The sequence below is a fragment of the Chloracidobacterium sp. N genome, from assembly GCF_018304765.1.
Lineage (GTDB): Bacteria > Acidobacteriota > Blastocatellia > Chloracidobacteriales > Chloracidobacteriaceae > Chloracidobacterium > Chloracidobacterium aggregatum.
The window spans coordinates 238,438-262,925 of the sequence record NZ_CP072643.1 but is presented as its reverse complement, the minus strand read 5'-3'; the positions used below and the strand labels follow the sequence as shown (position 1 = coordinate 262,925).

Here is a 24,488-nt window from a genome sequence, read left to right as displayed (position 1 = left end):
GGCGCTCACCTCCCTTCGGCAAGAACGGCAAAGGCTTTGTCCCGTCGGGCGATGCGCCGCCGGGCCTCATCCGCCGCCTTGCGGATGCCATCGAGTACCGTCACGCCCAGTTCCTTCAGCTTTTTCCCCTCATCGGTATGTGACAACTCGCCCCCGATGATGAGTTCTTCTGCCGGGATGTCCCCGCTTGCGACGCGCCGGATGAGCCGGGCGACGGTGTATGTGCGCCCTTCTTCATCGTGCTCAAAGCAGTTCTGGATTCTGGAAGCATGGGTAGAGGTGACGCGAAAAACAATCGAGGCCGGCGAAAAGTCATAGTAAAACCGCGCGTGGTTGCCGGCGACCGGAGGCGGTTCGATGAGCGCGTCAATGAGGTGGCCAATGTTCTGCTTGTCAAGGACATCATTGAGGTTGAGGGCAATGCTGTACTGGTACTCCGTCGTGTGCATCTCGGCGTTGTAGAGCGACAGCTTGCCCTTTTCCTTCACCCCACTGACGCAGTTGAAGGACAGCTCACCCCGGTATGGGCGCAGCGACACCGCACGCCCGACGGCCAGTGGGCTGGTGCGCTTCGTTACCGTCCCTTTTTTCTTCTTGCCGGACTTTGCTGTTGATCCCGGCTCGGCTTCTTCATCATCACGTTCAGCCTGGGCGGCGGCAGCATCCATAAAGCCCATCAGATCGTCGTCAATGAAGGGCGTTCGGCTGCCCCAGTACGTCCGCTTTTCGTCGGCATAGATCAGCCTGTCGCCGTCATAGCGCCGGTTGACAGGAAGCCCGGCGAGCTGAAAGTGGTGGCGCAGTGCAAAGCGGATGGCTTCGGCCGAAATGCTGGTGTGCACATCATCCTGATGAAACACCTTCTGGAGGGTTGTGGTGTTGCCGAGGTTGTCACCGCGATTGTTGGCAGCAACAGCCTCGCCGGTGAGAATCGTGGCGTACAGGTAGTGGGTCGTCATGCGTCAATGCCTCCTTCACTAAGGTTGTCTTCCCTGCCCATATAGCTGACGAGGGCAAATAGAAGCAGGTTTTGGAATCGCTCGAAGTTGCGGGGGTTGAAGATGAATTCGCGCACGCGCGCTGCGTTGCGCTTCATGCCAGCCAGCGCCGCACCTTTGGTGGCATCGGCGCAGAAGCGGAGAAACCATCCGGCAAGGGCTTCAGCGGTCTTGGCCCGCAGGATGGCGTTGCGGGTACGTTCGCGCTCGCGCTCGACAAGGGCGGTGAAGTCACTGCCTTCCCGTTGCGCGCGTTCGCTGAGGGCGCCCATGGTCATCCGCCAGGCTTCGTGAAAGATGGCGATGATGGCCTGGTCGTCCTCGTCTTTGATGGCCTTGGTCATGGCGGCCAGTCCTCCTTTTTGGAAAGTGAGTTGTTCAAAATCCTTTTTTTCCTGGCAACGCTGGATGAAGTCAGCGCACCAGTGCCGTTCTGCGGCAAGGTTGGCGGCAATGAGTTCCGGCAGCGGGTTGGGCGAAGCAGGAAAGGCTTCGCCCCTGGCCGAGGTCAACAGCCGCCCCTTACCGAAATGCTGAAGCGCTGCGCGGAAGACCTCGATTTCGGGGTACTCGGCGCCCAACCGCACGACAAGGCTGCGGTTGATCTGGTTTCTGTCCCAAGCCACTTTGCCCATCGCCACGGCCAGGCAGCCGGACACACTGCGCCCGAATTCCTCCGTGAGATTGCCGGCTTCAAGGGCAAGAAGGAAGCGCAGCGCTGCTTCCTCGGCGCCTCCGGCGATGCGGCCGGGATAACCATTCGTCAGAAAGTTGGCACCGCGGGCCGCTATCTGGCGCAGGTTGCGGGCGAAACTTTTCAGGTTTTTGACATCGGGAATGACAAGACAATACTGCGCCCTGCTTTCGTGGCGGTACGAGCGCAGCAGAAAGACTGCTGAACCGACCATCAGGTAAAGCAGAAGCAGCACTTCTTCGGGGGGACCTTCAAGCTCACTGGCGCCCGTCATCGCCCCCGGCACAACCGACTGGGGAATCAAGGCCACAGGTGGCAAGGGGGCTTGATCGTCGTCGCCCAAAAGACCTGTTCCCTGAGCTTTCTGGTGGGCATAGGAGTTAACTGCCTTGTAGGTAAGCAGATACTCCTGTTCTTCACCTTCCACTTGCACCTTCAGTGTCCGGGGTGTTTTTTCACCTGGGCGCATCTTGTTGTGTTGCAGGAAAGTCCCGCACAGTCCCGTATGGATGGCCAGCCGCAGGCCATCCCGGTCGGTCTCGATGCCATGTCCGGGCAGGTCAATGAGTCTGTCCGGTGTCAGCCGGAATGAAGCTTCCAGCAGGCGGCGAATGAACTGCCGGTCGGACAACTCCTTGTCCCACCAGATTTCGACTTTGCCCGCATCAACTTCGGCCGCGATCCCTTCCGGCTTCAGGCGGGGATTCTTCTTCCAGGCTTCTATGGTCGCGGCCAGACCGCCCAGTGCCGCCCGGTGATAGACCGTGAAGTTCGGGTTTCCGAGTTCATAGACTAGAGGATTTGGCAGTTGGTAGCCGGTTGTGCGCTGACCCATCTTGCTCCGGTTCCTTTCTTTGTCTCTGGGTTGAAGTCGTACGCCACCCGTTCGGCCGGCGCGAGGCGACGGCTTCCCACCGTTCCCCACCGCAGAACTTCGGGCCGAAACGGGATGGCAACCTCGTGCTCGATGAGCCAGTCGCGGCCTGGCTCCGACTGGCCGTACGCTTTCCAGTCAGCTTCGAGGATGACGTTGACCGTGTAGCCTTCGCTGCGCGTCATGCCGGGACGGGTTTCCCACCCCCCCGAAACAAAACACGCCGCTTTCCAGGCCTGCTCAACATCGAAGTCTTTTCCCGGTGAGAGGCTTCCAAAGGCGTCAGCCAAGTCGCGCTGACTCAGGGGTTTCTCAAGGGCCAGCAGATGTGCAAGCCAACCTTCGGCAGTGGCAATATCTTCTGCTTCATAAGGCAGCGCCGGGTTATCCCTTTCGTTTGCTTGCGGCGGAAGAGGGCAGACGAGGACGGGCCTGGGAGGCTGGGGATGCTGTGGCGTTGACCGGCGGTTGGCCCGCCCCATGCGCTGGATGAGCGCCGGGACGGAGGCAATGTCGGTGATGAGCAGATCAGCCGACAGGTCAAGGGACATTTCGGCCACCTGGGTTGTGACCAGAATCTGGGCATCTTTACCCTTGAACTTCCCGATGACGTAGTGGTGCAGCCGGCTGCGGTCCTTGTAGCGAAACCGCGAGTGATAGACGTTGACCTCGACCTGTGGAAAACGCTTCCGGCAGTCCGCGTAGGTTTCGTTGGCCCATTCGACGCGGTTCCGCACCCAGAGCACCTTGCCGCCCTGCGCGATACAGTCGGCGACGGCCTGCCAGACTTCTTCCGGGCTGCTGGGATAACGGAGTTTATAGCGGGGAAGCTGTTCGTATTCCGCCGGGCCGGCAACGATCTGCAAATCCGGGCGAACCTTTTGCAGCGCCGCCAGCCGGTGCTGGGGCAGGGAGGCCGTCATCAGCAACACCGGCTGCCGTGGAAAGAACCGCAGGAACGCCAGCAGATGCCCAAACAGCCGGTCATCAAAGGCATGGATTTCATCAAAGACAATCGCACTCAGGGCAATGGCCGGGAAGGCATAGAGTGACCGGCGGGCGTTGGCCATCAGTCCAAGCACGGTGTCGGCCGTGGTGACGACCAGCGGGGTGTCCCACAGGGACAACGCCTCGATTTTGTCCCGCAGGTCGTCGAGGGCGCGCTGGGCGGCACGCTCGGCGTTGCTGGCGTCCACATCGGATTCCTGGTCGGCCGTTTCCGCCAGAGCTTTCAGGTCAACGGTCGAACGTGAGTGGGTCAGCGCGGCCGAAAGTCCCGCTTCGAGGGCGTAGTCCTTGAAGTGCTCGGTCGTCGTCCCAGTGGTCGGCAGGCAGAAAAAGAGCCGGAAGTTGGTTTGCCCGGTGCGCCGTTGCCACGCCTGCGCCCACAGGTAGGCCGCCAGACTCTTGCCGGAACCACAGCCGGCGCAGGCCAGTGTGACAAAACGTTCCGAAGCGGCCACCTCGCACTGAAAGGGACGAAAAGCAAAGCCGGGCGGAAGTTGGGGTGCGTCGGAAGGGCGCGGCTGCCCGGTGGCCTTCCACGCCCATTCGCCGATGAGCTGATCAAAATCCGCTGCCTTGAGTCCGACCTGTCCCAAGGTTTGGCGGACAAAAGTATCCAGCGAGTAATTGGCAGCGCTTTGTCCCTGGGCGGCGACGGCGCTGGCGGCCACATCCGCTGCAATGCCAAGCGCCTTCATCACCGCCAGGCGCTTTGACCATTCCGGGGCAAGCTGCTCCCGGAGGCCATCAAAATCTTCTTTCAGGTCCTGCAGGGCGCGCCGTGCTGAAACCGCATTTGGGTTGCGGTTGTCCGGAGCAATGATGAGCGGTGCGGAGAACGTTGGGGGAAGCGTTTGCGTCCCCAGGCTCTGGCCAAGCTCAATGAGCATCTGCTGGAAGTCGGGATGATTCAGCCAGACTGTCAGTGCGGGCGCTGCGGAAGCCTGGGTGTCGCAATCAAACTTGCGGTGATGGCCCATGGCCGCCCAGAGGGCAAGCACAAACCAGTCACCCAGAGCCGGTTCGAGACATTCGCGCAGTGCTTTGTTTTGCCAGAGCAGCAGACCGGAAAGGGTCTCGTGGCGCAGGAGCTGGATGAGTTGCGGCGCTTTCGTCACCATTGCCTGAAAATGGCTGTTGGCTTTGCCAAGGTCTTCAAACCAACCCACGGCAGCCATGGCCTTTTTGAAGGCTTCAATGTCGGTTTCGGTAAGTCCGGCGCGCTCCAGGACAAGTCGGCCAATGACTTCCACCAGCGCCGTGCAGGCTTGCGCCACATCGCGGTTGTGCTGAAGGAGCAGGGCGTAGTCCGGCGGTTGCTGCGGAAACTTCGTTTGTGGGTACGACTTTGCCAGTAGGTACCTGGGAAGTGCGGTGCTCACGGCTGTCCCTCCTTTCGCGGAACAAAAAAGCCACAGCCCATCTTGCGGCGACCGCCGAGGCCGGCCGCCTGCAACGTCACCGAAGCCTCCGGGTCAAGACCCGAAATGGACAGGGCATAGCCGACGAGATGCCGTCCGTGAACCGTGAACGTACGGCGGGCGCCACGTGCAACCTGTCCGTTGATGCCGAGTACCGCAAGCTGCCGAGCAATTTCGACATCAAAGCGGGCTTCATCCTGCCCATTTCTGGTCGTCACCAGATGGGCATAGAGCGTGGATGCCGGCCGGAGTGTGTGGATGCTGGGCACACCGAGGCGCAGACGGCAGCCGCCCACGTCGAGCGTCCGCCCGGCCAACGCCAGAAAACCGGCGAGTCGGTCGGCCGGGGTACGTATCACCAGCCGACTCCAGTCCTGGAGCAGCAGGTTGTTGCCGTTGGCATAGAGTCCCCGGATGGGTGCCATCCGGACGGCGGTATCATCGTGAAGCCACGGCAGAAGATGGGACAGGGCGGCATAGAGCAGGTAGCCGTGATCCACCGGCAGGCGTTCGCCGGACAGGTAAAAACGCATTTCAACGATGGGGCTGTCGGTCATGACGTACTCCTTGGACAATGGTTCAGAGGCATCACCTCCAGGCCGGGACAGAAAACCTGTCTGACCTGAACTCAGGCATACAGTTTCAAAAGAGCTTCGGCTTCCGTACGCAGCATGGTGCGAAGCTGCTCCGGGGCAATGACGCGCACCCGTGCGCCATACTGCAAAACCCACTGCCGGACGCCTTCCAGCGCCCCGACCTGCATCGTCACCCGCAATCCGCCATCGGGCAGGTCGGTGTAGTGCGCCGTTTTGTGAACCTTGCTTTGCTGACGAATCCAGCGCGCCTGATAGGCGTCAAACTCCACGACGACTTCGTAGGTCTGATCTTCTCCACGAATCATCCCGAAGCCACGGTTCAGATAGGTTTCGATGTCAAAGCCGGTCGGCGGCTCGAAGGTTTCATCAAGCAGTTCGGCCGCACGGACACGTCCCAGGTGAAAGTCGAGCACTTTTTGACGCAGGTGGTCGAAGGCGATGACATACCACTCAGCTTTGGCGCTGTGCAGGCGCAGAGGATTGACCGTGCGCGTTTTGGTCTCACCCGAAGACTGGGTGAAATAGGTCATCCGTACCGCGCGACGTTGCTCAATGGCCTTGGCAAACAGTGCGAGATACGTTTGATCAACGGGGCTGGTCGGCAATGGCTCAACGGATTGCAGGGTCATCAGGTGGTTCAGGTCCACGGAGACCGTTTCGGTCAGCGTCTGTATGACCTTGGTGAGCGCCTCGGTGATGCCAGCGGCGGCCTGTCCGCCGTAGGCCTGGGCCAGCCGCTCGGCCATGAGAATCGCTGCAATTTCGCCTTCCGTCAGCGTCATCCACGGCAGCGAATGAACCGGCTCGGTGTAGTGAAATCCCCGCTGCTGCGCGCAGTACTTCAGTGGCAACTGGAAGCGGTCGCGCATAAAATCTATGGTTTCCTGTGCTGTCTTGCGTGAAATACCGAAGTGTTCGGCAATACGCCTGGTATTCGGAAACCGGCCCGCCTGGATTTCACGGTGAATCCATGTCAGACGTTCGAGTTGGCGAAGGTGTGTGCGTTGTTTGGAGTTCATACTGGTCAGTGTCACAGCGGGTAGTGTACGAGGGGTGATCCCACGAATAACGTGTGACCACCGAGCACCCGAAAAAAATTGTTTTGTGTCAGATGCTTCGCCGTTTGCCTGTCTCCAGTTGCCAGCCCGATGCCGGACCGCCGGGCCGTCTGGATTCAACAGAAGATGATGGATGAGACCCTGGCCAACCATCTGGCCGCGCTGCTTGCCGGCCGCCTGAGTGAAGCGGAAACCGATGCGCTGCTGGCATCGTTGACGCCCGATACCGCAACGTTCGAGCAATTCACCACGCTCATTGCAGCCGTCCGCGCCACGGCCTGCCCACTGCCGGAGCTGGCTGAGCCGGTCTTTGACTGCTGCGGCACGGGCGGCAGCGGTCGGCCGCACTTCAATGTCTCAACCACGGTGGCTTTCGTCTTGGCGGCCGGGGGCGTGCGCGTGGTCAAGTTCGGCAACCGCGCTGCCACCAGTACGAGCGGGAGCTTTGACCTGCTCGAACAGCTCGGCGTCCCGGTCGAGTATCCGCCGGAGCGGCTTCCGCGCCTGCTCGCTGCCACCAACCTGGCGTTTCTCTACGCACCTCAGTGTTACCCGGCGCTCAAGGCTGTGGCGGCGGCGCGGCGGCGGTTCGGGCGTCCGACCCTTTTCAACTACATCGGCCCGCTGCTGCATCCCCTGCATCCCGGCCGGCGCGTCATGGGGGTGTCGCACCCACGCATGCAGGCGTTCATTGCCCAGTGGCTAGCGACCGACCCACGAACACACCGGGCGGTCGTGGTGCGCGGCCACGAAAACCGGGACGAACTGACGCCGGTCGGGACTTCCGTCATGTATGAGGTAACACCTTGGCGGATTGACAAGCGACCCTGGACACCGCCCGACCTGCCGTGCGATGTGGAAGCTCAGCCCTACACACCAGAGGCCAATCTGCGGCAGTTCCGGGACATCGTGACGGGACGGGATACCGTTTCGGCCGATTACCACAGCGTACGGCTCAATGCCGGTCTTGGGTTTGTGGCCGCCGGACGGACGGAAACGCTGGCTGACGGTGCCGCCTGCGCGGCCGAACTTCTCGCCGGCGGAGAGGTTCAGCGCCAGGTGGCAACCTTTTTGGCGCACGTGCACAGGTGAAAGCGTTTGCTCTTGTGGGCGTGGGGCCGTAACCTTCCCGCCTGTGATGGCCCCCGTCACGACCGTCCGTCACAAGGGAGGCACGTCGCTTATGTTGCGTCTGCCTACGCGCGAGGCCGTCCTGTCTGAGCTGGATGCGCTCATGCAACAGGGCGCTTTACTGTACCAGGCTACGGCCAATGGCAATGTTCGGGTACTGGCGGGGCTGCTCGGCCCGGCCTACCGTGGTCTGATTCAAAAACGCGGCAAACGGGAAGACACCACGGCGTTGCCGGTGGGGTATCCGGCCAACTTCGACTGGCGTTACGAACGCAATCAGCCCGAAATTCGTCGCCTGACCGAAGCTGCCAAAACCGCCCAGTGGAATGCCACCACCGATCTGGACTGGAAGCGTCCTGTCGATCCGTTTCATCCCGACACGGTGCTGCTGCCGGAGAAGTTTCACCCGGCCTACTGGCTTCCGCTCTGGTCAAAGCTGACCGAACATGAGCGCCAGGTGCAGCTCCACGCGCTGACAAGCTGGCTGCTCAGCCAGTTTCTGCACGGCGAACAGGGGGCGCTCTACGCGGCGGCGCTGACCACCACGGCCGTGCCGTGGCTCGATGCCAAGCTCTACGGCGGCACGCAGGTGATGGATGAAAGCCGTCACGTCGAGGCGTTTCACACCTATCTGACGACGAAGCTGGAAAAGCTCTACGACATCAACGACAACCTCTACGTCGTCATTGACGCCCTGATGACGGATTCGCGCTGGGACGTGAAGTTCCTGGGGATGCAAATCATGATCGAGGGGCTGGCCCTGGGGGCTTTCACCACGTTGCGCCAGTTGTCGGGCGAGCCGCTGCTACGCGACATGCTCAAAATGGTCATCACGGATGAAGCCCGCCACGTCCACTTCGGGGTGCTGGCGCTGGGCGAGTTCTACCTTCGGGAGGTCAGTGAACGTGAGCGCCGGGACCGTGAAGACTGGGCGTTTGAAATGGCCGTGCTGCTGCGCAACCGGTTCCTTCTGCACGAAATCTACGATGAGCACTTTGCCCATCGCCTGCGCCGTGCGCAGTGGAACCGGCTGGTGCTCCACTCGGACATGATGGCCATGTTCCGGCGGACGATGTTTCGCCGCATCATTCCCAATCTCAAACGGATTGGGCTGCTCAGCGACCGCATTCGTCCGCACTACGCACAACTGGGACTGCTGGCCTTTGAGCACGAACGTCCGGCGACGGAACTCACGGCCGCCGACCTTCTGGAAGACACCGTGTGAACCTTCCACACCACAGTCTCAGCCACATCGGCCGTTGATGGGGTGGGGTCCGGGCTTACAGCGTGATGACGTAGTCGGGTGGATTTCCGGCCAAAGCCGCATAGAGCTGCGGAAAACACCCGGCTACGACGCCTTCAACCAGCCCCTTGGCTTTGACCTGTCCCTTGCCGCACTGCTCGAAGTTGCCTTCAGCCAGGTTGCGGCGCACCGCGCACTGGTCACACACCATCAGCAGGATGCCCTGTTCCTTGGCGAGGCGCGCCAGCCGCTCACCCACAGGGTCACCCTGCCGGAGGCAGAACAAGTTGTCATCAAAAAACATCATTCCGACGACCTGTGCGCCGTGTTCTCCGTCTTCGAGCTGCGGCAGGATCATCGTCGCCAGTTTGAAGGTGCTGGCCATGTCGGTGGCAAAGACGTAGGCAACTTTCATGAGCGTGCTCCAGAGTACGGGTGTGTTTTGTGTTCAGGAAAAATACGATTTTATACGCAGTCAGGCAAGAGGTCGCGCCGTCTGTGGCTGGCCGCGAACTGGGCAGCTAAAGGCGGGGTGTCTGGTAAACCAGTTCGCGCAGCCCGGTTTCAAAGTCCACCCGGGGTGAATACCCAAGAAGACGACTGGCTTTGGTGATGTCGGCGCAGGAGTGGGCGATGTCGCCGGGCCGTGGTGCAGCGTGGATAGGGTTAAGGTCGGTCCCAAACAGCGCATTGAGCTGCTGCACAAGCCTCTGAAGGGAAATCTGCCGTCCGCAGGCGATGTTGAACACTTCGCCTTGGAAGCGCCCCGGAGCGTTCATAGCCAGCAGGTTGGCCTGCACAACGTTGGCAATCGGGGTGAAGTCCCGCGTGGCTGTCCCGTCGCCGTAAATCGTAGGCGGTTCACCGCGCGCCATGACCTGCACAAACCGGGCGATGACGCCGGCATACTGATTGTTTGGGTCCTGGCGCGGCCCAAAGACATTGAAGTACCGCAGGCACAGCGTATCCATGCCGCTCAAAGCCGCGTAGGCGGCCATGTAGCCTTCTCCGGCCAGCTTGGTTGCCGCGTAGGGACTCAGCGGCCGTGGCGGCATGGTCTCCACCTTGGGAAGAGTTGGTGTGTCGCCGTAGATGCTCGATGAAGAGGCGTAAATGACGCGCCTGACGCTGCCGGCCCGGGCTGCGGCAGCGAGCAGCGTCAGGGTGGCGACTTCGCCGCAGCGTTGGGAGGTGAACGGGTCCTGGACGGAGCGGGGCACACTGGGCAGCGCTGCCTCGTGGAAAATGACTTCCACGCCGGCTACAGCCTGCTGCGCCGTTGCCGGGTCTTCCAGCGCGCCTTCGATGAACTCAACCTCGGCCGCGACAGCCGCCAGATTGTGCCGAAAGCCGGTGATGAGGTTGTCCACGACCCGGACGCGATGGCCGTCCCGGACGAGCCGTTCGACCAGATGGCTGCCGATGAAGCCGGCGCCGCCGGTGACGAGACAGCGGATGCTCATCGCCGCCTCCCGATGACAGCATAGAGGGGATCACCAGTGCCGGGGCTGCGGTCAAGGGTGTGAATGTTGTCCCAGACGCCAGCCGCCTGAAAGAAATTCTCGACCAGCCGACAGCGCCCGGCATCGTCGAGCATCAGCCAGATGGCAATCGCCTTGGTGGGAAAACAGCGGTTGGAAAAGGTGACGACCAGCGGCCCGCCCGGACGCAGGACCCGCCCGATGTCGCGCAGTACGGCCACCGGATCGGTGAGATAGTCAATGGAAACGCACAGACCGGCGGCATCGAAACTGGCGTCGGCGAGGGGCAGGACCGGGTTGGTATTCAGATCGTGAACGAACCAAGCCGTCAGCCGGGGATTGGCGGCCAGCTCGGCGGCATTCATCCCAATGCCGGTGACCTGGCGATAGGTTACTTCTTCCGGCAGGTGGCTGACCCAGCTTGAACAGACATCGAGGATGTCGCCGCCGGAAGGAAAATACTCACGGTAAAGCTGCGTGACAGCAGCGATGGCTCCGGCGTCAATGTGGGTGACGAAGCGCGGCAGGCTGTAGAACCGGGCGTCCGGCGTTTCGTCCCAGCGTCGGAAGGCATCAGGTGGCAGGTGCAGGGGATGACGCATGGACTCCGGCTACAGGGAAAGGCTGATGATTTCGACGACCGGCCGCTCGAACGTACCGGTGACACGGACCGGAATCATCTGCCGCTCACTCAATGTTCCAAAGAAGGGGAGCCGGCTGGCGCTGCGTCCCGTAACGAAGTTCAGCGGGAAGCGCAGGTCGAAGTTAATCTGCGCCGGGCGCTCGGCCAGGGAAATCGCACCCTGTCCAAAAATCTGGCGGTCTTCCGCGAGGGTGCAGGTGAGTCCGTCGAGCCTGACCGTGGTGCCTTCCAGGGCAAAGCGGAAGACGAGTTCACGGAAGGACAGCCCTTCGCTGGTTGAGGGCAGCCCGGAGTCCGTTCCCAGCAGGCGTTCCTGCACAGGGCCCAGGTCGAAGTTGCCCAGACGCATGGGCAGCGCGGTGGGCGCAAGCGTACGTCCAATGGCTCCCGGCCGGAAGCGGGGGAAGTGTCCGTCACGCAGATCGCCATCGCCGGAGCCGGACAGTCCCTCGAAGTTTCGTGTCTCGTAGCGGTACTGTCCCGCGATGTCGAGCCGGAACGTCCCCTGACCGGTCACGGCTGCCGTTTCCGGGGGGGAAGCCAGTGTTTCGGTTGCAATGTCGGTCAGGCGGCCGGTGATGGCAAAGCCCAGCCGTTCCGGGGCAAAGGTCAGGCGTACGGCGCTGGCTTCGAGTGTCCCGTTGAGCCAGTCGGCTGTGGTCTGGCGCAGCGTCACCTCGCGTCCCTGCACACGTCCTTCGGTGTTCAGGCGCTCGAACCGGAAGGGCGTGTCGGGCCACGACAGGCGGCTGTTCTGAACAGTCAACTGCTCGATGGTGAACAGCTCTGCATTGGTGTCAGTCGGCGTGTCGTCAGCGGCAAGGCGCAGCGTCAGTCCCAGGTGATGGAAAACCCGGTGTGACGGCGCAGACAGGCTTGCGGCCAGATGGGGCGCGGCCAGATGGGGGGCGGCTGGATGGGGTGCGGCTGGCGCAGGGGACGGCCGCCACTGGCCGGACGGCCCGGCAGCCGTGCTGGTTGGAAGCTGCAAGTCCGCTTCGACCAGGTGCAGGTGGGTAAAGGTCGGGCGGCGGCGGAACAGGTTGAGCCAGCCGATGCCAAACTCGCCCTGCCGGATGGTGCCCGTCAGACGGGCGTCCGGGCGCTGCTGCCCCAGGGTGACATTTTCGACGACAATCGTCAGCGGCAGAAATGAGGTGGCCTGGGCGCTGGCCACCTGAACTGGCGTGCCGAGCGCCCGGCTCAGAAGCTGCTCCAGTCGGGGAATGAGCCACCCGGACGGGATGAGACGGGGCGCGACAAAAAGCAGCAACAGCAGTCCCGCTGCGGCCGCGGCTACGGCTCCCAGCAAAAGCGGCCATCGGCGCCGCCGGGACGGAGCGTGGGCGTTTCCTCTGGCAGCGGTCATGACGTTTCGACCTCGGCTTTCAACTGCTGAAGCGCCAGGGCGGCGGCTGCCTGCTCGGCGGCTTTGCGGCTTGGCCCGCGCCCTTCGCCCAGCCGTTGCCCTTCGATGGTGACGACGACGTGAAACGTCGGCTGGTGGGACTGCCCTTCGACGGCAATGGTTTCGTAGCAGGGAAGCGGGCGCCGGTGCAGACGGAGCCAGTCCTGAAGCGCCGTCTTGGCGTCGAGTGCGGCAATGTGGGCAAAGTCGAGCGCCGCGACCTCAGCGGCGAAAATACGCCGTACGGCGGCGGTGGCGGCAGTGATGCCGCCATCGAGATAAAGGGCTGCCACGACGGCCTCGAAGGCATTTTCCAGAAGCGTCGTCTTGTGGCGTCCGCCCTGTTGCTCCTCATTGCGGCCGAGGCGGAGGGCTTCACCCAACCCGATGCGCTCGGCGGCCTGGGCCAGTTGGGCGGAAGCCACGAGGTGCCCCTTGGCCTTGGCCAGATCACCTTCGCTGGCGGCAGGGAACCGCTCGACGAGCCACGCACAGATGATGAACCCCAGTACGGCATCGCCAAGGAATTCGAGGCGTTCGTTGTGGGGGGTGGGTGGGTGCTCCAGGGCGTAGGAGCGGTGGGTCAGCGCCTCGGCAAGCCGTTCACGGCATGCAAACCGGTGGCCCAGCCGGGTTTCAAGCTGGGCCATGAGGTGTTCAAAGGTCTGGTGGCCACGTTTTGGCATGAGGTGGATGATGGGGTTGGGTGTCAGCGAAGGTTGGACAGGATGCGGGCGTTCAACGGTTGCTTCCGGTGTCCACGGTTGAAAGATACTTCTCGATCCCGGCCACAAGGGGTGGGAGTCCCTGCTGCACCGTTTTCCAGAGGATATCCAGGTTGATGTCGAAATAGGCATGCACAAGGCGATGTCGCATACCGATGATGCCGTTCCACGGCAGGTCAGGTATTTCGGCTCTTACCGTGGGAGCCATCTGATACGCTGCCTCGCCAATGATTTCAATGGCCTTGACCAGCGCCCAGACAAGCTGACGATCGCTGTCGAGGTCAATACGCTGCTTTCCGTGAACAAAGCGCAGCGCTTCGTGAGCGGCGTCCAGCCTGTGGCGAAGCCGGATCAGGTCATTCGGTTGCATATTGCAACGCAGCTTCCCTGAGAACCTGGTTCCGAAAATAGGGACTCAGGTCTTCCGGAGTACGCAGATCAACCCGGCGTCCTCCCAACATGGCTGATAATTCCTGCTCCATTCCCACAATGTCGAAGAGGGTTGGAACCCGGTCAGGCTCGAACTCGACCAACACATCAATGTCGCTGTCCGGTCTGAAGTCTTCCCGCAGGACCGAGCCAAAAAACGCCAGTTGCCGGATACCCCGCTGGCGGCAGAATTCTGCAATGCGCTCACGGGAGACAGCCAAGTGCCTCATCATCCGACTTTCCTCCCGCACAGTCAGAGACATACCCCGACTCCACAAGTAACCTGGTTCTTACCACAGATGGAATTGATAACAGCGCCACCGGAAACCGCGAAGCTTCTGCTATGTGTGGGGGAAAACGCCAAGGCGTGACGCCGTGGGACAGCGCCTCGGCAAGCCGTTCACGGCATGCAAACCGGTGGCCCAGCCGGGTTTCAGGCTGGGCCATGAGGTGTTCAAAGGTCTGGTATCCACGTTTTGGCATGCGGCGGATACGGGTTCAGAGGACACGCAGGGAGGACCGTCGCTGAATGGGGCCTGTCAGGGCGTTCAGGCTGGAGCCTTCACGGCAGGCTGGAGCCTTCACGGCTGGCAGGTGGATTTGAAGCCGGCCATGAACTCGTCCAGTCCGTCCTTCTTGCCGTCATTCCAAATTTCGTAAGACTCTTCCATTTCCTTGCGGGCGTTGGCGACGACTGCCTTGTAGGCCTCCTTGTTTGGGGAAGCCTCAGCCACGAGAATGCCGCGGGCGAAGAACTCAGCCGCCTTTTTGGATTCTTCCCTGGCTTCCTGCAGCAGCTTCTGTCCTTGTTCACCACTTTGTGCTTCGGCCGAGAGCTTGTTGAAGGCGTTGGCCTTGTCGTCATACCGCGCGTTGTGGATTTGGCCGAGCAGGAAATAGACATCGGGATAGGCGTCGCACTTGGTTTCAATGACTGCCAGCAGCGATTTTTCCGCCTGGTCGTTCTGCCTGGCAGCGAAGTGCGCCAGGGCTTCAATCCGGTGAAGGTAGGCCACAAACCCCGGCTTGACCTTGTCCCAGGTGGTCGTCTTGGAGTCGTAGAGCATCGCTTCGCTCCGGTTGTCCTCGACGATGAGTTTGCGGGCTTTGGTGGCGTATTTGGCGGCTTCCGCCCACGCCCCGGCGGCCTCCGGCTTCACCCCCTGTTTGAGCGCCCGGGCTTCGGCCAGCGTCGTCAACTGAAAGGCAAAGAACAGATCGGTTTCAGGGACGGAAGCCACGTATTCATCGGCAATTTTGGCGGCATTAGCCAGGTCGCCGGCGTCTTTGTAGCGGGTAAACAGGGCGTAGCGGGCCGCATTGACCTGTCCCTGGACGTACTTGACATACGTCGGGGTCGGGTCGGAATCGAAGAAGGCGCGCGCCAGTTCAAGTTTTTTGGCCGGGTCCTGCTCCGCCTCAATTTTCTTGTAGTCGTCATATTCCTTGCGCTGCTTGGCAGCATTGTCCTGTGCGGGCACTCCGGCGACGGTGTGGGCAAAAGTGGCAGTACCGGTCGCCCCGGCGGCAAGTGCAAGGCTGAGGACGGCAATCGAAACAGTCTTCATGGCAAATAGGCTCTCCTCGAAGTGGTTCAGTCAATGATTTGGGGTGGGCAGCCCCAACGGGCAGGTACGGGCCAGGTCCGGTGATCAGACACGTTGCGTTTCTCTCGTCTCTGGGGTCAAATCCGTGGATTGAACGAAACCGGTAATCCAGCCGAAGCAATGATGCTGACAAGCCCGTTTGGGTTTGTCAAACGGGGACGAACGTGGAAAAGTGCGGACTGCTGACCGCCATCCGTGCGTACTTCAGGGTTGACGCACCGGGGCGGTGATGTATAACGCGCGCTGATCACGTATGCGCTCCCACTCATCGAAATTCTTTCCGAAGGAGAACCCAGACTATGGCCTCTGTGCGCGTTCCGTACAGTAAAGAAGATGACTATGCCGATGAAATCATCCGGCAGCGGCAGGAACTGGCCGCGCAGTACCTAGGCGAGCCGTTCCAGCATGTCAACCGCTATTCGTTCGACCCGCATGTTTGCCGTGGCAACATCGAAAGTTTCATCGGTGTGGCGCAGGTGCCGATTGGTCTGGCCGGGCCGATTCTCATCCACGGGGAGCACGCCCAGGGGGAGTTTCTGATCCCGTTGGCGACGTCAGAAGGGACGCTCGTGGCAAGCTATAACCGGGGCATGAAGGCGCTGACGATGGCGGGGGGCGTCCTCTGTACGGTGACGGCCGACCAGATGCAGCGTGCGCCGGTCTTCATTTTCCAGAACGCCCGCGATGCCCGCGATTTTGCTGACTGGCTGCGTGAACACTTCACTCAGGTCAAGGCGGCTGCCGAATCCACGACCCGCGTCGGCAAGCTGCTCAATATCGAGTTTTACCAGGCGAACAAGTTCCTCTACACGCGCTTCAACTACTCGACGGGCGATGCCGCCGGGCAGAACATGGTCGGGCGGGCAACGTATGTCGCCTGTCAGTGGATTGTGCAGAACCACGGCAAGGTCGTGCGGTGGTTTCTGGAGTCCAACTTCGCCACGGACAAGAAAGCCTCGCAGATCAACAGCATCATGACGCGGGGCAAGCGCGTCACGGCGGAAGCGACCATCCCCGGCGATCTGCTCCGCCAGGTGATGCGGACTTCACCCGAATCGCTCCACTACCATTTTCAGGTGCAGTCCATTGGGGGGTTCATGTCGGGCGTCAACAACAATGGCGCGCACTCGGCCAATGGCGTGACGGCCATGTTTATCGCTACGGGGCAGGATGTCGCCAATGTGTCCGAGTCCTCGGCGGGCATTCTCTACTGCGAACGCACGCCGGATGATGCCCTTTATCTCTCCATCACGATTCCTTCGCTCATCGTGGCCACCTACGGCGGGGGAACGGCCCTGCCAACCCAGCGCGAGTGCCTGAAGTTGCTTGGCTGTGACGGGCCGGGTAAGGTCAACAAACTCGCCGAAATCGTGGCGGCGGTCGTCCTGGCCGGGGAGCTTTCGCTGGCCTCGGCCATCAGTTCGCACGACTGGGTGTCGAGCCATGAACAGTATGGACGCAACCGCTGAACATCGCTGAGGCGCAGGTCCGCGCTTGCCGCCACGCGCCGCAGGGGCTGACATCGGTCTGACACCCGGCGGGCGCCGGTCGCGTGACCTGCCATTTTTCCCGAAACGACAGCCACTGCCTATGAGTGAATCACAACTGGCCGTTTTTCCGCCGGATGCCGCACCGGCTGCGCTGAGCTCGGCGCGGTTTGGATTGGCAGCGCACTTGGGAATTGAATTTGTGGAAGCCACACCAACCTGCCTGCGGGCGCGCATGCCCGTGGATGAGCGGACGAAGCAGCCCTACGGCCTGCTGCACGGGGGTGCCTCTGTGGCGCTGGCCGAGACGATGGGCAGTGTAGCCTCGCATCTGGTGTCCCCGGAGCGGATGGTGGTTGGGCTGGAAATCAATGCCAATCACCTCCGTGCGGTGCGCGAGGGCTTTGTCTATGGGACGGTGACGGCCCTGCACATTGGGTCGAGCACCCATGTCTGGGACATCCGAATCCAGGATGAAGAAGGACGGCTGGTGTGCGTCAGTCGCCTGACTGTTGCCGTGCTCAACCGTCCATCTCCGCCGCCCGTGGCCTGAATTCTGATTCTCCATCCCGAAGTCCTGCCGGTGACGCAGCGCGCATCCTGCCTGGTGACAGGGATGTTTCTTCTCGTCCCGGTCCGGCTTCGGTTGCGGTCCGATTGTTGTATGCCCAAGAAAACCAAAGCTCAGAAACTGCGGGCGCAGCAGCGCCAGGGCAGTGGTGTGCGCCAGGTGGGGGCTGGCGGTGCCACAGCCACTTTTCAAACGGGGCCGCGTATGTCCTGGGGACGTTATCTGGGACTGCGTTTTCTGCTCCACGCCGCACCGGTTGAAGACAACCACGCCGGAGATGAGCACGCCGACGAACCACCGGCGGCCTTCACAGACGTTGCCCTGCTGTGTATTGACGAACTCCGGGACGGCATCATCAGGGTGTTTTTTGAGCGTCTGCCGGCGGAGGAACTCGACCGGCGCATGCGCGAAGCCCCTTTTCCCTGGTTGCCGGCCGACCAGCTTCAGGCGGCGCGGGTGATAGCTTACGGGCGGCGCATCAATGACTACATTGGCAAAGCGCCCCCGGACAACTTGGCCGACTTTCTGGCGCGGCTGGGTGACCTGCCGGAAGTGTCGCTGCCGTCGGGCGTCTTTTTCTGTCCGGTGTCCGATGACCCCCTGCCCAGTGTCTATGCCGAGCAGATCAGAAAAAATGCGCTGGGCGGGGTGGATGCCTACTACGTTTCCGACCGCGCCCAGCGCAAGCAGCTTGGCGCACGCCATCCACGCTATGCGCTGCCACAGCACGTCCGCTACCGGACGGCCATGTTGGAGTCAGAGCGTCTGACCTGGCGGCCTGCCGGGTGGGACACGCCGGTGCGCGCCATTCCGCTTGAAGGCATCGAGGATGCCGTCGGGCTGGCGCTGACCCAGGACCTTGTCCGTGGAACGGTGTTTTCCATCGAGCGGCATATTGCCGATGCGGCCGTGCCCAATCCCTTCATCACTGATGCCGATGTTGAACAGGCGCTGCTGATGGCCCAAACGGCTGCCGCAGCCGGAGAAGACCCGCCGCTGGAGCATCCTTCCGCTTCCGTGGCTTTCATCCTGCAGGCAATTGACGAGGGACTGGCGCTGTGCCGGCAGATTCACCGGGAGAACGTCGAGCGTGAAATGGAAGCCGCCGTTGTCGTGCGCGCCTTTGATGGTTGTCTTCAGAACCTGCGCCGTCCGCGCGGGGTGACGCCGGGGCCGCGGGCGTATATTGAATACCTGGCACTGACCCTGCGCTAGCGCCGGGTCAGGCGCTGAACCGGTGTGGCGCAGACGGCAGGCTGTCGTCAAAAGTCGTTGACTTTGTGCGGGGTGGGCGGCACAACTCACCTGTGACCTGAAGGGCAAAGGTCGGGAACGTTAAGCGGAGGAACGAACATGAGGCGTGAATCATACCTGCTGTCGAACGGGCGGAGCATTGTCTTTACGGACCGGAAGCTGTGGCTGACCCGCAATGGCGAGCTGTCCGATGTGCTGAAGTCGCTGCTGGCAGTTGGTTTTGCGGTCGTGTCCTTTGTGACGACCATGGCGGCGGCCGCAGGGCTGGCGCAACAGGTTTCCCTGCCGGGTGTGTTGTGTCTCATCGCCGGCAGTGCCGGGTTGTACACCACGTGGCTGTTTTTCCGGCAGGCGATGGGAGCCATTGCCGGGTTGCCTGAACTTGTGCTGGAGCGGTCGGGAGACCGGCTGACGGTGTTTGGCGCCGACTATGACCTTTCCACGGCACGTTTCTTTGGCGCGTGGGGGGTGTTGGGCATTCGCCAGGGTGGGGTGGACATCCCGCTTCTGCAGGGCCTCGATACGGATGAAGCTGACTCGCTGGCGGCGCATCTCAACGCGACGTTGCTGGGGGATGTGACCGGGTTGGCGACGCAGCCCGCTTTGGCGGACGCCCCGCGCCTGTCGGCCCAGGCGTGATGAATTCCACGTTGTCACCCGTCTATGCGCCAGTCCAGACACGGTGGGTAGCGTTCTGAGCCGGCCGTTCGAGCCGGTTTTTTCAACAGCGGCATTGCCAAAAGTAAGGTTTCTCACATAGCATCCGGGGCAACAATGTCCAGAAGGCGGTTGCTGCCCACGGCTTGTGAAATCCCATCTTTGGAGCACGGCGCAGGTCGTGCATGGCACCGCAGGTTGTCACCATGTCTCTCGAACATGTCATTCAGGATTGGAAAGTGCGGCATCTGGAGCCCTCGCGCCCGGTCATCGTCACCCCGGATACGTCGTTGGCGGAAACCATCAGGGCCATGATGGCCGAACGGGCCGGCTATGCTTTCGTCTGTGAAAACGGCTCCCTGCTCGGCATCGTGACCGAGCGGGATTACCTGCTCAAGGTGATGGGGCTGGGCGTCGAGTACACAGCACCGGTCAAGGACTTCATGACGCCGAATCCGACGACCATCCGGGAAGATGCCACCATCGTCGAGGCCATGCGTCTGATGGATGCCGGGAACTACCGGCATCTGCCGGTGCTCGACGCCGACGGCGGGATTCTGGGCGTGATTTCGACCCGCCACATCATCAGCTTTATCGTCGAGCACTTTCCGCAGGATGTGGTCAACCTCCCACCCAAACTCGATCAGAAGAGCCTGACCGTTGAAGGCGGTTAGGTTGTTGCCGCTTGTGCCGGAGCCGCCCCGCGGCCGGTCCTGGTCTCATCATTTACGCTCAAGGCGGAGTAGATTCCGATGTCATCCACGGCCATTCTCGGTAATACCGAAGAAAAAATTCAGGAAGTCACTTCCGTCACCGTTCGCTTTGCCGGCGATTCAGGGGACGGGATGCAGTTGACGGGAACCCAGTTCACCAACACGGCAGCGTTGCTCGGCAATGACATCAGCACGCTGCCGGATTTTCCGGCCGAAATCCGTGCGCCACAGGGCAGCCTGCCGGGGGTTTCCGGTTTCCAGGTCAACTTTTCGAGCATGGACATCCGTACGCCGGGGGATGAGCCGGATGTGCTGGTGGCCATGAATCCGGCGGCGCTGAAGGTCAACCTGCCGGATTTGCACGAAGGTGGAATTCTCATCGTCAACGAAAACGAGTTCATCAAGTCCAACCTCGACAAGGCCGGCTACACCTCGAACCCGCTGACGGATGGCTCTCTGAAGGGCTACCGGCTGATTTCGATTCCCATCACCGACCTGACCTACAATGCGCTGGCGGACATGGACATGACCAAGCGCAACAAGGAGCGGTGCAAGAACTTCTTTGCGCTGGGCATCGTGTTTGCCCTCTTTGACCGGCCGCTGGAGCCGACCTACCAGTGGATCGAGCAGAAGTTTGGGGCAAAGCCGGAAATTGCGGAGGCCAACCGGCGCACGCTCAAGGCCGGGTATGACTACGCCGACACGACCGAAATTTTCACGACGCACTACCGGGTGCGCAAGGCCAGCCTGCCGCCAGGCAAGTACCGCAAGATTACCGGCAACGAGGCGACGGCGCTGGGGTTCGTTGCGGCCTCGGAACTGACCGGGCGGCCGCTGTTTTATGGCAGCTATCCGATTACGCCGGCTTCCGACATCCTGCATGAACTGTCCCGGCTCAAGAATTTCGGCATCAAGTCCTTTCAGGCCGAAGACGAAATTGCGGCCATGGGGGCGGCGATTGGCGCGGCCTTTGCCGGACACATCGGGCTGACAGGAACCAGTGGTCCCGGGGTGTGTCTCAAAAGCGAAGCGATCGGTCTGGCGGTGATGACGGAGTTGCCGGTCGTCATCATCAACGTCCAGCGGGGCGGCCCCTCGACGGGACTGCCAACCAAAACCGAGCAGTCCGATCTGCTCCAGGCGCTTTATGGACGGAATGGCGAATGCCCGGTGGCCGTGGTGGCGCCGTCGTCGCCGAGCGACTGCTTCAATATGGCGGTCGAGGCCGTCCGCCTGGCTGTGACCTTCATGACTCCGGTTTTTTATCTTTCAGATGGCTACATTGCCAACGGCGCCGAGCCGTGGAAGATTCCGCAACTGTCTGAACTCCCGCCCATGAAGCAGGTGTTGCGTCAGGACCCGACGGGTTTCCTGCCCTATGAGCGGGACGAGCAGACGTTGGCGCGCCCCTGGGCGGTGCCGGGGACGCCGGGACTGGAGCATCGCATCGGCGGTCTGGAAAAGCAGCATCGCACGGGCAATGTCAGCTATGACCCGGCCAACCACGACTTCATGGTACGGCTGCGGGCGGAAAAAATTGCCCGGATTGCCAACTTCATTCCCGACCTGGCGGTGGAAGGCGACCCGGAGGGGGACTTGCTGGTGCTGGGCTGGGGCGGCACCTACGGGGCGATTGCCACCGCCACCGAGGAGTTGCGCCGTCAGGGCTACCGCGTGTCCAATGCCCACCTGCGCTACCTCAATCCCTTCCCGCGTAATCTGGGTGACGTGCTCAAGCGTTTCAAACGGGTGGCCGTCGCCGAACTCAACCTTGGACAGCTCAACCTGCTCATCCGGGGCATGTTTCTCGTGGACAGTGTGAGCATCAACAAGGTGGCTGGCAAACCGTTCAAAATCTCGGAACTCATCACGCGCTGCAAAGCCTTGCTGTGATGAGAGTCGTGACTTTACCGGCGGTGCATCCTCCGGCATCGCCTGTGCAGGGGCAGAATCATCATGACCGAACCGCTCAAGATCGCTGGCGCGTCGGAGACGCCACTCAACTTGCAACGTACGGACTTCATCTCCGATCAGGAAGTCCGCTGGTGTCCGGGCTGTGGCGACTACTCGATTCTCTTTCAGGTGCAGTCGGTTCTTCCCAAGCTCAACATTCCCCGCGAAAACCTGGTGTTTGTTTCGGGGATCGGCTGTTCGAGCCGGTTTCCGTACTACATGAACACCTACGGCTTCCACACCATTCATGGCCGCGCGCCTACGGTGGCCACCGGCATCAAGCTGGCGAACCCGGACCTTTCGGTGTGGGTCATCACGGGGGATGGCGATGGTCTGTCCATCGGCGGCAACCATTTCATCCACGTCATGCGGCGCAACCTGGATGTCAACGTCCTGCTGTTCAACAACCGCATCTACGGGCTGACGAAGGGGCAGTACTCCCCCACGTCGGAGTTCGGCAAGAAGACGAAATCCAGCCCCATGGGGAGCATCGAGCGGCCCATCAATCCGTTGTGTATGGCGATTGCTTCCGAGGCCACGTTTATCGCCCGTTCGATAGACGTGGATACCAAGCACCTGGCGGCCACCATCGAGCGGGCGGCGCGGCACAAGGGGGTGTCCTTCGTGGAGATTTACCAGAACTGCAACATCTTCAACGATGGGGCCTACAAGCCCATCAGTGACAAGGAAGTGCGGGCGGACAACATGCTCTACCTGGAGCATGGCAAGCCCATGATTTTTGGCAAGGACCGCAACAAGGGCATCCGGCTCAACGGCATCCGGCCCGAAGTCGTCACCATTGGGGAACAGGGCGTGACGGTGGACGATCTGCTCGTCCATGACGAAAACGCGGAAGACCCGACGCTGGCCTACCTGCTCACCCAGATGAACTTCCCGGAATTTCCTGTGCCGATGGGCGTGTTCCGCAATGTCTTCAAGCCCACCTTCGAGGAACTGACCCGGCAACAAATCGAGGTGGCCATGACGCGGGGGAAAGGCGATCTGGAGCGATTGCTCCACAGCGGCGACACCTGGGTGGTCGAATAGTCCGGCCGTTTTATCCCAACCGGGCAGGCTTCGTCTGAAGTCTGTCCGGTTTTTCATTTCCGGCCGGAGCGGAAAAAACCGTTGCTTTGCCGGCCCCCCACGTGAACGATTTGAAAACCTTGAAACACAACCTGTCCTGACCGCCAGAGCCAGTGTCGCCGGATGCACGGAGGTGTTGGCAGGACAGTCCCGCAGGTGTCATGCAGTCTTTCGGTTACTTTGGACCTTTTGGCGGCATCTATGCGCCGGAAACCCTTATGCCGGCGCTCGAAGAACTGGAAGCCGCTTTTCTGGCCGCACAGTCTGATAATGTTTTTCAAGAGACGTTCCGGGACCTTTCAACCGGTTTTCTGGGGCGCCCGACGCCGCTGTTTTACGCCCGGAACCTTTCCCGTGAGTTGGGCATCGAGCTGTACTTCAAGCGGGAAGACCTGCTGCACGGCGGCGCGCACAAGACCAACAATGCGCTGGGGCAGGCACTGCTGGCGAAGCAGATGGGCAAAACGCGCCTGATTGCCGAGACCGGCGCCGGGCAGCATGGCGTGGCCACGGCCATGGCCGGGGCGCTGCTGGGGCTGCGCACCGAAGTTTATATGGGCGAAGTGGATATGGCCCGGCAGCAGCCGAACGTCTTTCGCATGCAGGTGCTGGGGGCGACGGTTCATGCCGTCCGTACCGGTGGGCGTACGCTCAAAGATGCCATCAATGACGCCCTGCGGGACTGGATGACCAACGTCCGCACCACGCATTACGTGCTGGGAACGGCCGCCGGGCCGCATCCCTTTCCAACCATGGTCAAGTATTTCCAGCGGGTCATTGGCGATGAGGCCCGGGCGCAGATGCTGGAACAAACCGGCCGTCTGCCGGATGTCGTCGTGGCCTGTGTCGGCGGCGGCTCGAATGCCATCGGGATGTTCACGGCCTTTCTGGAGGATGCGGATGTGCAACTTGTAGGCGTCGAGCCGGGAGGACGGGGGCTGGATACGGGTGCCCACGGGGCTGTTCTGGCCAGAGGAACACCTGGCACGCTGCACGGTATGCGCAGTTATGTGCTTCAGGATGAAGATGGTCAGATTCACGAAACGTACAGTATCTCGGCCGGGCTGGACTATCCTTCTGTCGGTCCCGAACATGCCTATCTGAAAAGCATTGGGCGAGTGCAGTACGACGTGGCCACCGACGACGAAGCCATTGCTGCCTTTCACCATCTGTCGCGGTGTGAAGGGATCATTCCGGCGCTAGAGCCGGCCCATGCTGTTGCCTGGGTACGGCGTCATGCGCGTCACTATCCGCCGGGGACAACCATTCTGCTCAACCTCTGCGGGCGCGGCGACAAGGACATGCAAACCGTGATGCAGTATGCCGCCGGGGGAAGCGTCTGATGGTGGCGAGTGGCGAGTGGCGAGTGGCGAGTGGCGAATGGCGAGTGGCGAGTGGCGAATGATGCAGTATGCCGCCGGGGGAAGCGCCTGACGGGCGCGTGGGCGTACGGG

The 24,488-nt window shown here is 61.6% G+C and carries 23 protein-coding genes; 10 read left to right on the top strand and 13 right to left on the bottom strand.

Annotated elements, in window-relative coordinates; genetic code table 11:
- Positions 1-5 precede the first annotated feature (5 nt).
- From J8C05_RS12235 to J8C05_RS12215, 5 genes are all read right to left on the bottom strand, one after another.
- A complete protein-coding gene (locus J8C05_RS12235; protein WP_211423812.1) occupies positions 6-959 on the bottom strand; it encodes a DevR family CRISPR-associated autoregulator in 954 nt (317 codons plus the stop codon).
- Positions 956-2,527, bottom strand: a complete 1,572-nt coding sequence (cas8a1, locus tag J8C05_RS12230) for a type I-MYXAN CRISPR-associated Cas8a1/Cmx1 (RefSeq protein WP_211423811.1) — start codon at positions 2,525-2,527, stop codon at positions 956-958. The genes J8C05_RS12235 and cas8a1 overlap by 4 nt, the downstream gene beginning before the upstream one ends.
- On the bottom strand, positions 2,485-4,953 hold the full coding sequence (cas3, locus tag J8C05_RS12225; protein WP_211423810.1) for a CRISPR-associated helicase Cas3': 2,469 nt from the start codon (positions 4,951-4,953) through the stop codon (positions 2,485-2,487). The genes cas8a1 and cas3 overlap by 43 nt, the downstream gene beginning before the upstream one ends.
- The gene (gene cas6, locus J8C05_RS12220) at positions 4,950-5,549 is read right to left on the bottom strand and encodes a type I-MYXAN CRISPR-associated protein Cas6/Cmx6 (RefSeq protein ID WP_211423809.1); all 600 of its coding nucleotides are present in this window, start codon (positions 5,547-5,549) and stop codon (positions 4,950-4,952) included. The genes cas3 and cas6 overlap by 4 nt, the downstream gene beginning before the upstream one ends.
- A gap of 71 nt (positions 5,550-5,620) precedes the next feature.
- Positions 5,621-6,607, bottom strand: coding sequence for a helix-turn-helix transcriptional regulator (locus J8C05_RS12215; RefSeq protein WP_211423808.1), 987 nt, complete (start codon positions 6,605-6,607; stop codon positions 5,621-5,623).
- 165 nt (positions 6,608-6,772) lie between these two features.
- On the opposite strand from J8C05_RS12215, the gene trpD reads away from it, so the two are divergent.
- A complete protein-coding gene (gene trpD, locus J8C05_RS12210) occupies positions 6,773-7,738 on the top strand; it encodes an anthranilate phosphoribosyltransferase (protein WP_211423807.1) in 966 nt (321 codons plus the stop codon).
- A gap of 91 nt (positions 7,739-7,829) precedes the next feature.
- Positions 7,830-9,002: a ferritin-like domain-containing protein gene (locus tag J8C05_RS12205; protein ID WP_211423806.1), complete on the top strand. Its 1,173-nt coding sequence runs from the start codon at positions 7,830-7,832 to the stop codon at positions 9,000-9,002.
- Positions 9,003-9,057: 55 nt separating this feature from the next.
- Here J8C05_RS12205 and J8C05_RS12200 read toward each other — a convergent pair whose 3' ends face one another.
- From J8C05_RS12200 to J8C05_RS12165, 8 genes are all read right to left on the bottom strand, one after another.
- Positions 9,058-9,435: a SaoD/DsrE family protein gene (locus J8C05_RS12200; RefSeq protein ID WP_211423805.1), complete on the bottom strand. Its 378-nt coding sequence runs from the start codon at positions 9,433-9,435 to the stop codon at positions 9,058-9,060.
- Between the two features lie 106 nt (positions 9,436-9,541).
- Positions 9,542-10,483 (bottom strand): NAD-dependent epimerase/dehydratase family protein, encoded by a 942-nt coding sequence (locus J8C05_RS12195; protein WP_211423804.1) that lies wholly within the window; start codon positions 10,481-10,483, stop codon positions 9,542-9,544.
- Entirely contained in the window at positions 10,480-11,103 is a 624-nt protein-coding gene (locus J8C05_RS12190; protein ID WP_211423803.1) for a class I SAM-dependent methyltransferase, read from the bottom strand. The genes J8C05_RS12195 and J8C05_RS12190 overlap by 4 nt, the downstream gene beginning before the upstream one ends.
- Before the next feature lie 9 nt (positions 11,104-11,112).
- Positions 11,113-12,513 (bottom strand): AsmA family protein, encoded by a 1,401-nt coding sequence (locus tag J8C05_RS12185; protein ID WP_211423802.1) that lies wholly within the window; start codon positions 12,511-12,513, stop codon positions 11,113-11,115.
- The gene (gene rnc, locus J8C05_RS12180; RefSeq protein ID WP_246840802.1) at positions 12,510-13,238 is read right to left on the bottom strand and encodes a ribonuclease III; all 729 of its coding nucleotides are present in this window, start codon (positions 13,236-13,238) and stop codon (positions 12,510-12,512) included. Before rnc ends, J8C05_RS12185 begins: the two co-directional genes overlap by 4 nt.
- Before the next feature lie 52 nt (positions 13,239-13,290).
- Positions 13,291-13,647 carry a HepT-like ribonuclease domain-containing protein gene (locus tag J8C05_RS12175; protein ID WP_211423801.1) on the bottom strand — a complete coding sequence of 119 codons (357 nt, stop codon included), beginning with the start codon at positions 13,645-13,647 and terminating at the stop codon, positions 13,291-13,293.
- Positions 13,634-13,939: a nucleotidyltransferase family protein gene (locus J8C05_RS12170; RefSeq protein ID WP_407062871.1), complete on the bottom strand. Its 306-nt coding sequence runs from the start codon at positions 13,937-13,939 to the stop codon at positions 13,634-13,636. The genes J8C05_RS12175 and J8C05_RS12170 overlap by 14 nt, the downstream gene beginning before the upstream one ends.
- 348 nt (positions 13,940-14,287) lie before the next feature.
- Entirely contained in the window at positions 14,288-15,274 is a 987-nt protein-coding gene (locus J8C05_RS12165; RefSeq protein WP_211423800.1) for a hypothetical protein, read from the bottom strand.
- Positions 15,275-15,612: 338 nt separating this feature from the next.
- On the opposite strand from J8C05_RS12165, the gene J8C05_RS12160 reads away from it, so the two are divergent.
- The 8 genes from J8C05_RS12160 to trpB all read left to right on the top strand — a co-directional run bounded on the left by J8C05_RS12160 (position 15,613) and on the right by trpB (position 24,377).
- Positions 15,613-16,782: a hydroxymethylglutaryl-CoA reductase gene (locus J8C05_RS12160; protein WP_058866193.1), complete on the top strand. Its 1,170-nt coding sequence runs from the start codon at positions 15,613-15,615 to the stop codon at positions 16,780-16,782.
- 121 nt (positions 16,783-16,903) lie between these two features.
- A complete protein-coding gene (locus J8C05_RS12155) occupies positions 16,904-17,353 on the top strand; it encodes a hotdog fold thioesterase (protein WP_246840801.1) in 450 nt (149 codons plus the stop codon).
- 111 nt (positions 17,354-17,464) lie between these two features.
- Positions 17,465-18,586 (top strand): hypothetical protein, encoded by a 1,122-nt coding sequence (locus J8C05_RS12150; RefSeq protein WP_211423799.1) that lies wholly within the window; start codon positions 17,465-17,467, stop codon positions 18,584-18,586.
- 138 nt (positions 18,587-18,724) lie between these two features.
- Positions 18,725-19,264 (top strand): hypothetical protein, encoded by a 540-nt coding sequence (locus tag J8C05_RS12145; protein ID WP_211423798.1) that lies wholly within the window; start codon positions 18,725-18,727, stop codon positions 19,262-19,264.
- Between the two features lie 224 nt (positions 19,265-19,488).
- Entirely contained in the window at positions 19,489-19,956 is a 468-nt protein-coding gene (locus J8C05_RS12140; RefSeq protein WP_211423797.1) for a CBS domain-containing protein, read from the top strand.
- A 78-nt stretch (positions 19,957-20,034) separates the two neighbouring features.
- Positions 20,035-21,888, top strand: coding sequence for a 2-oxoacid:acceptor oxidoreductase subunit alpha (locus J8C05_RS12135; protein WP_058866189.1), 1,854 nt, complete (start codon positions 20,035-20,037; stop codon positions 21,886-21,888).
- A gap of 63 nt (positions 21,889-21,951) precedes the next feature.
- Positions 21,952-22,995, top strand: a complete 1,044-nt coding sequence (locus J8C05_RS12130; protein WP_211423796.1) for a 2-oxoacid:ferredoxin oxidoreductase subunit beta — start codon at positions 21,952-21,954, stop codon at positions 22,993-22,995.
- A gap of 200 nt (positions 22,996-23,195) precedes the next feature.
- Positions 23,196-24,377: a tryptophan synthase subunit beta gene (gene trpB / locus J8C05_RS12125; RefSeq protein WP_211423795.1), complete on the top strand. Its 1,182-nt coding sequence runs from the start codon at positions 23,196-23,198 to the stop codon at positions 24,375-24,377.
- The last annotated feature ends 111 nt before the right edge of the window (positions 24,378-24,488 follow it).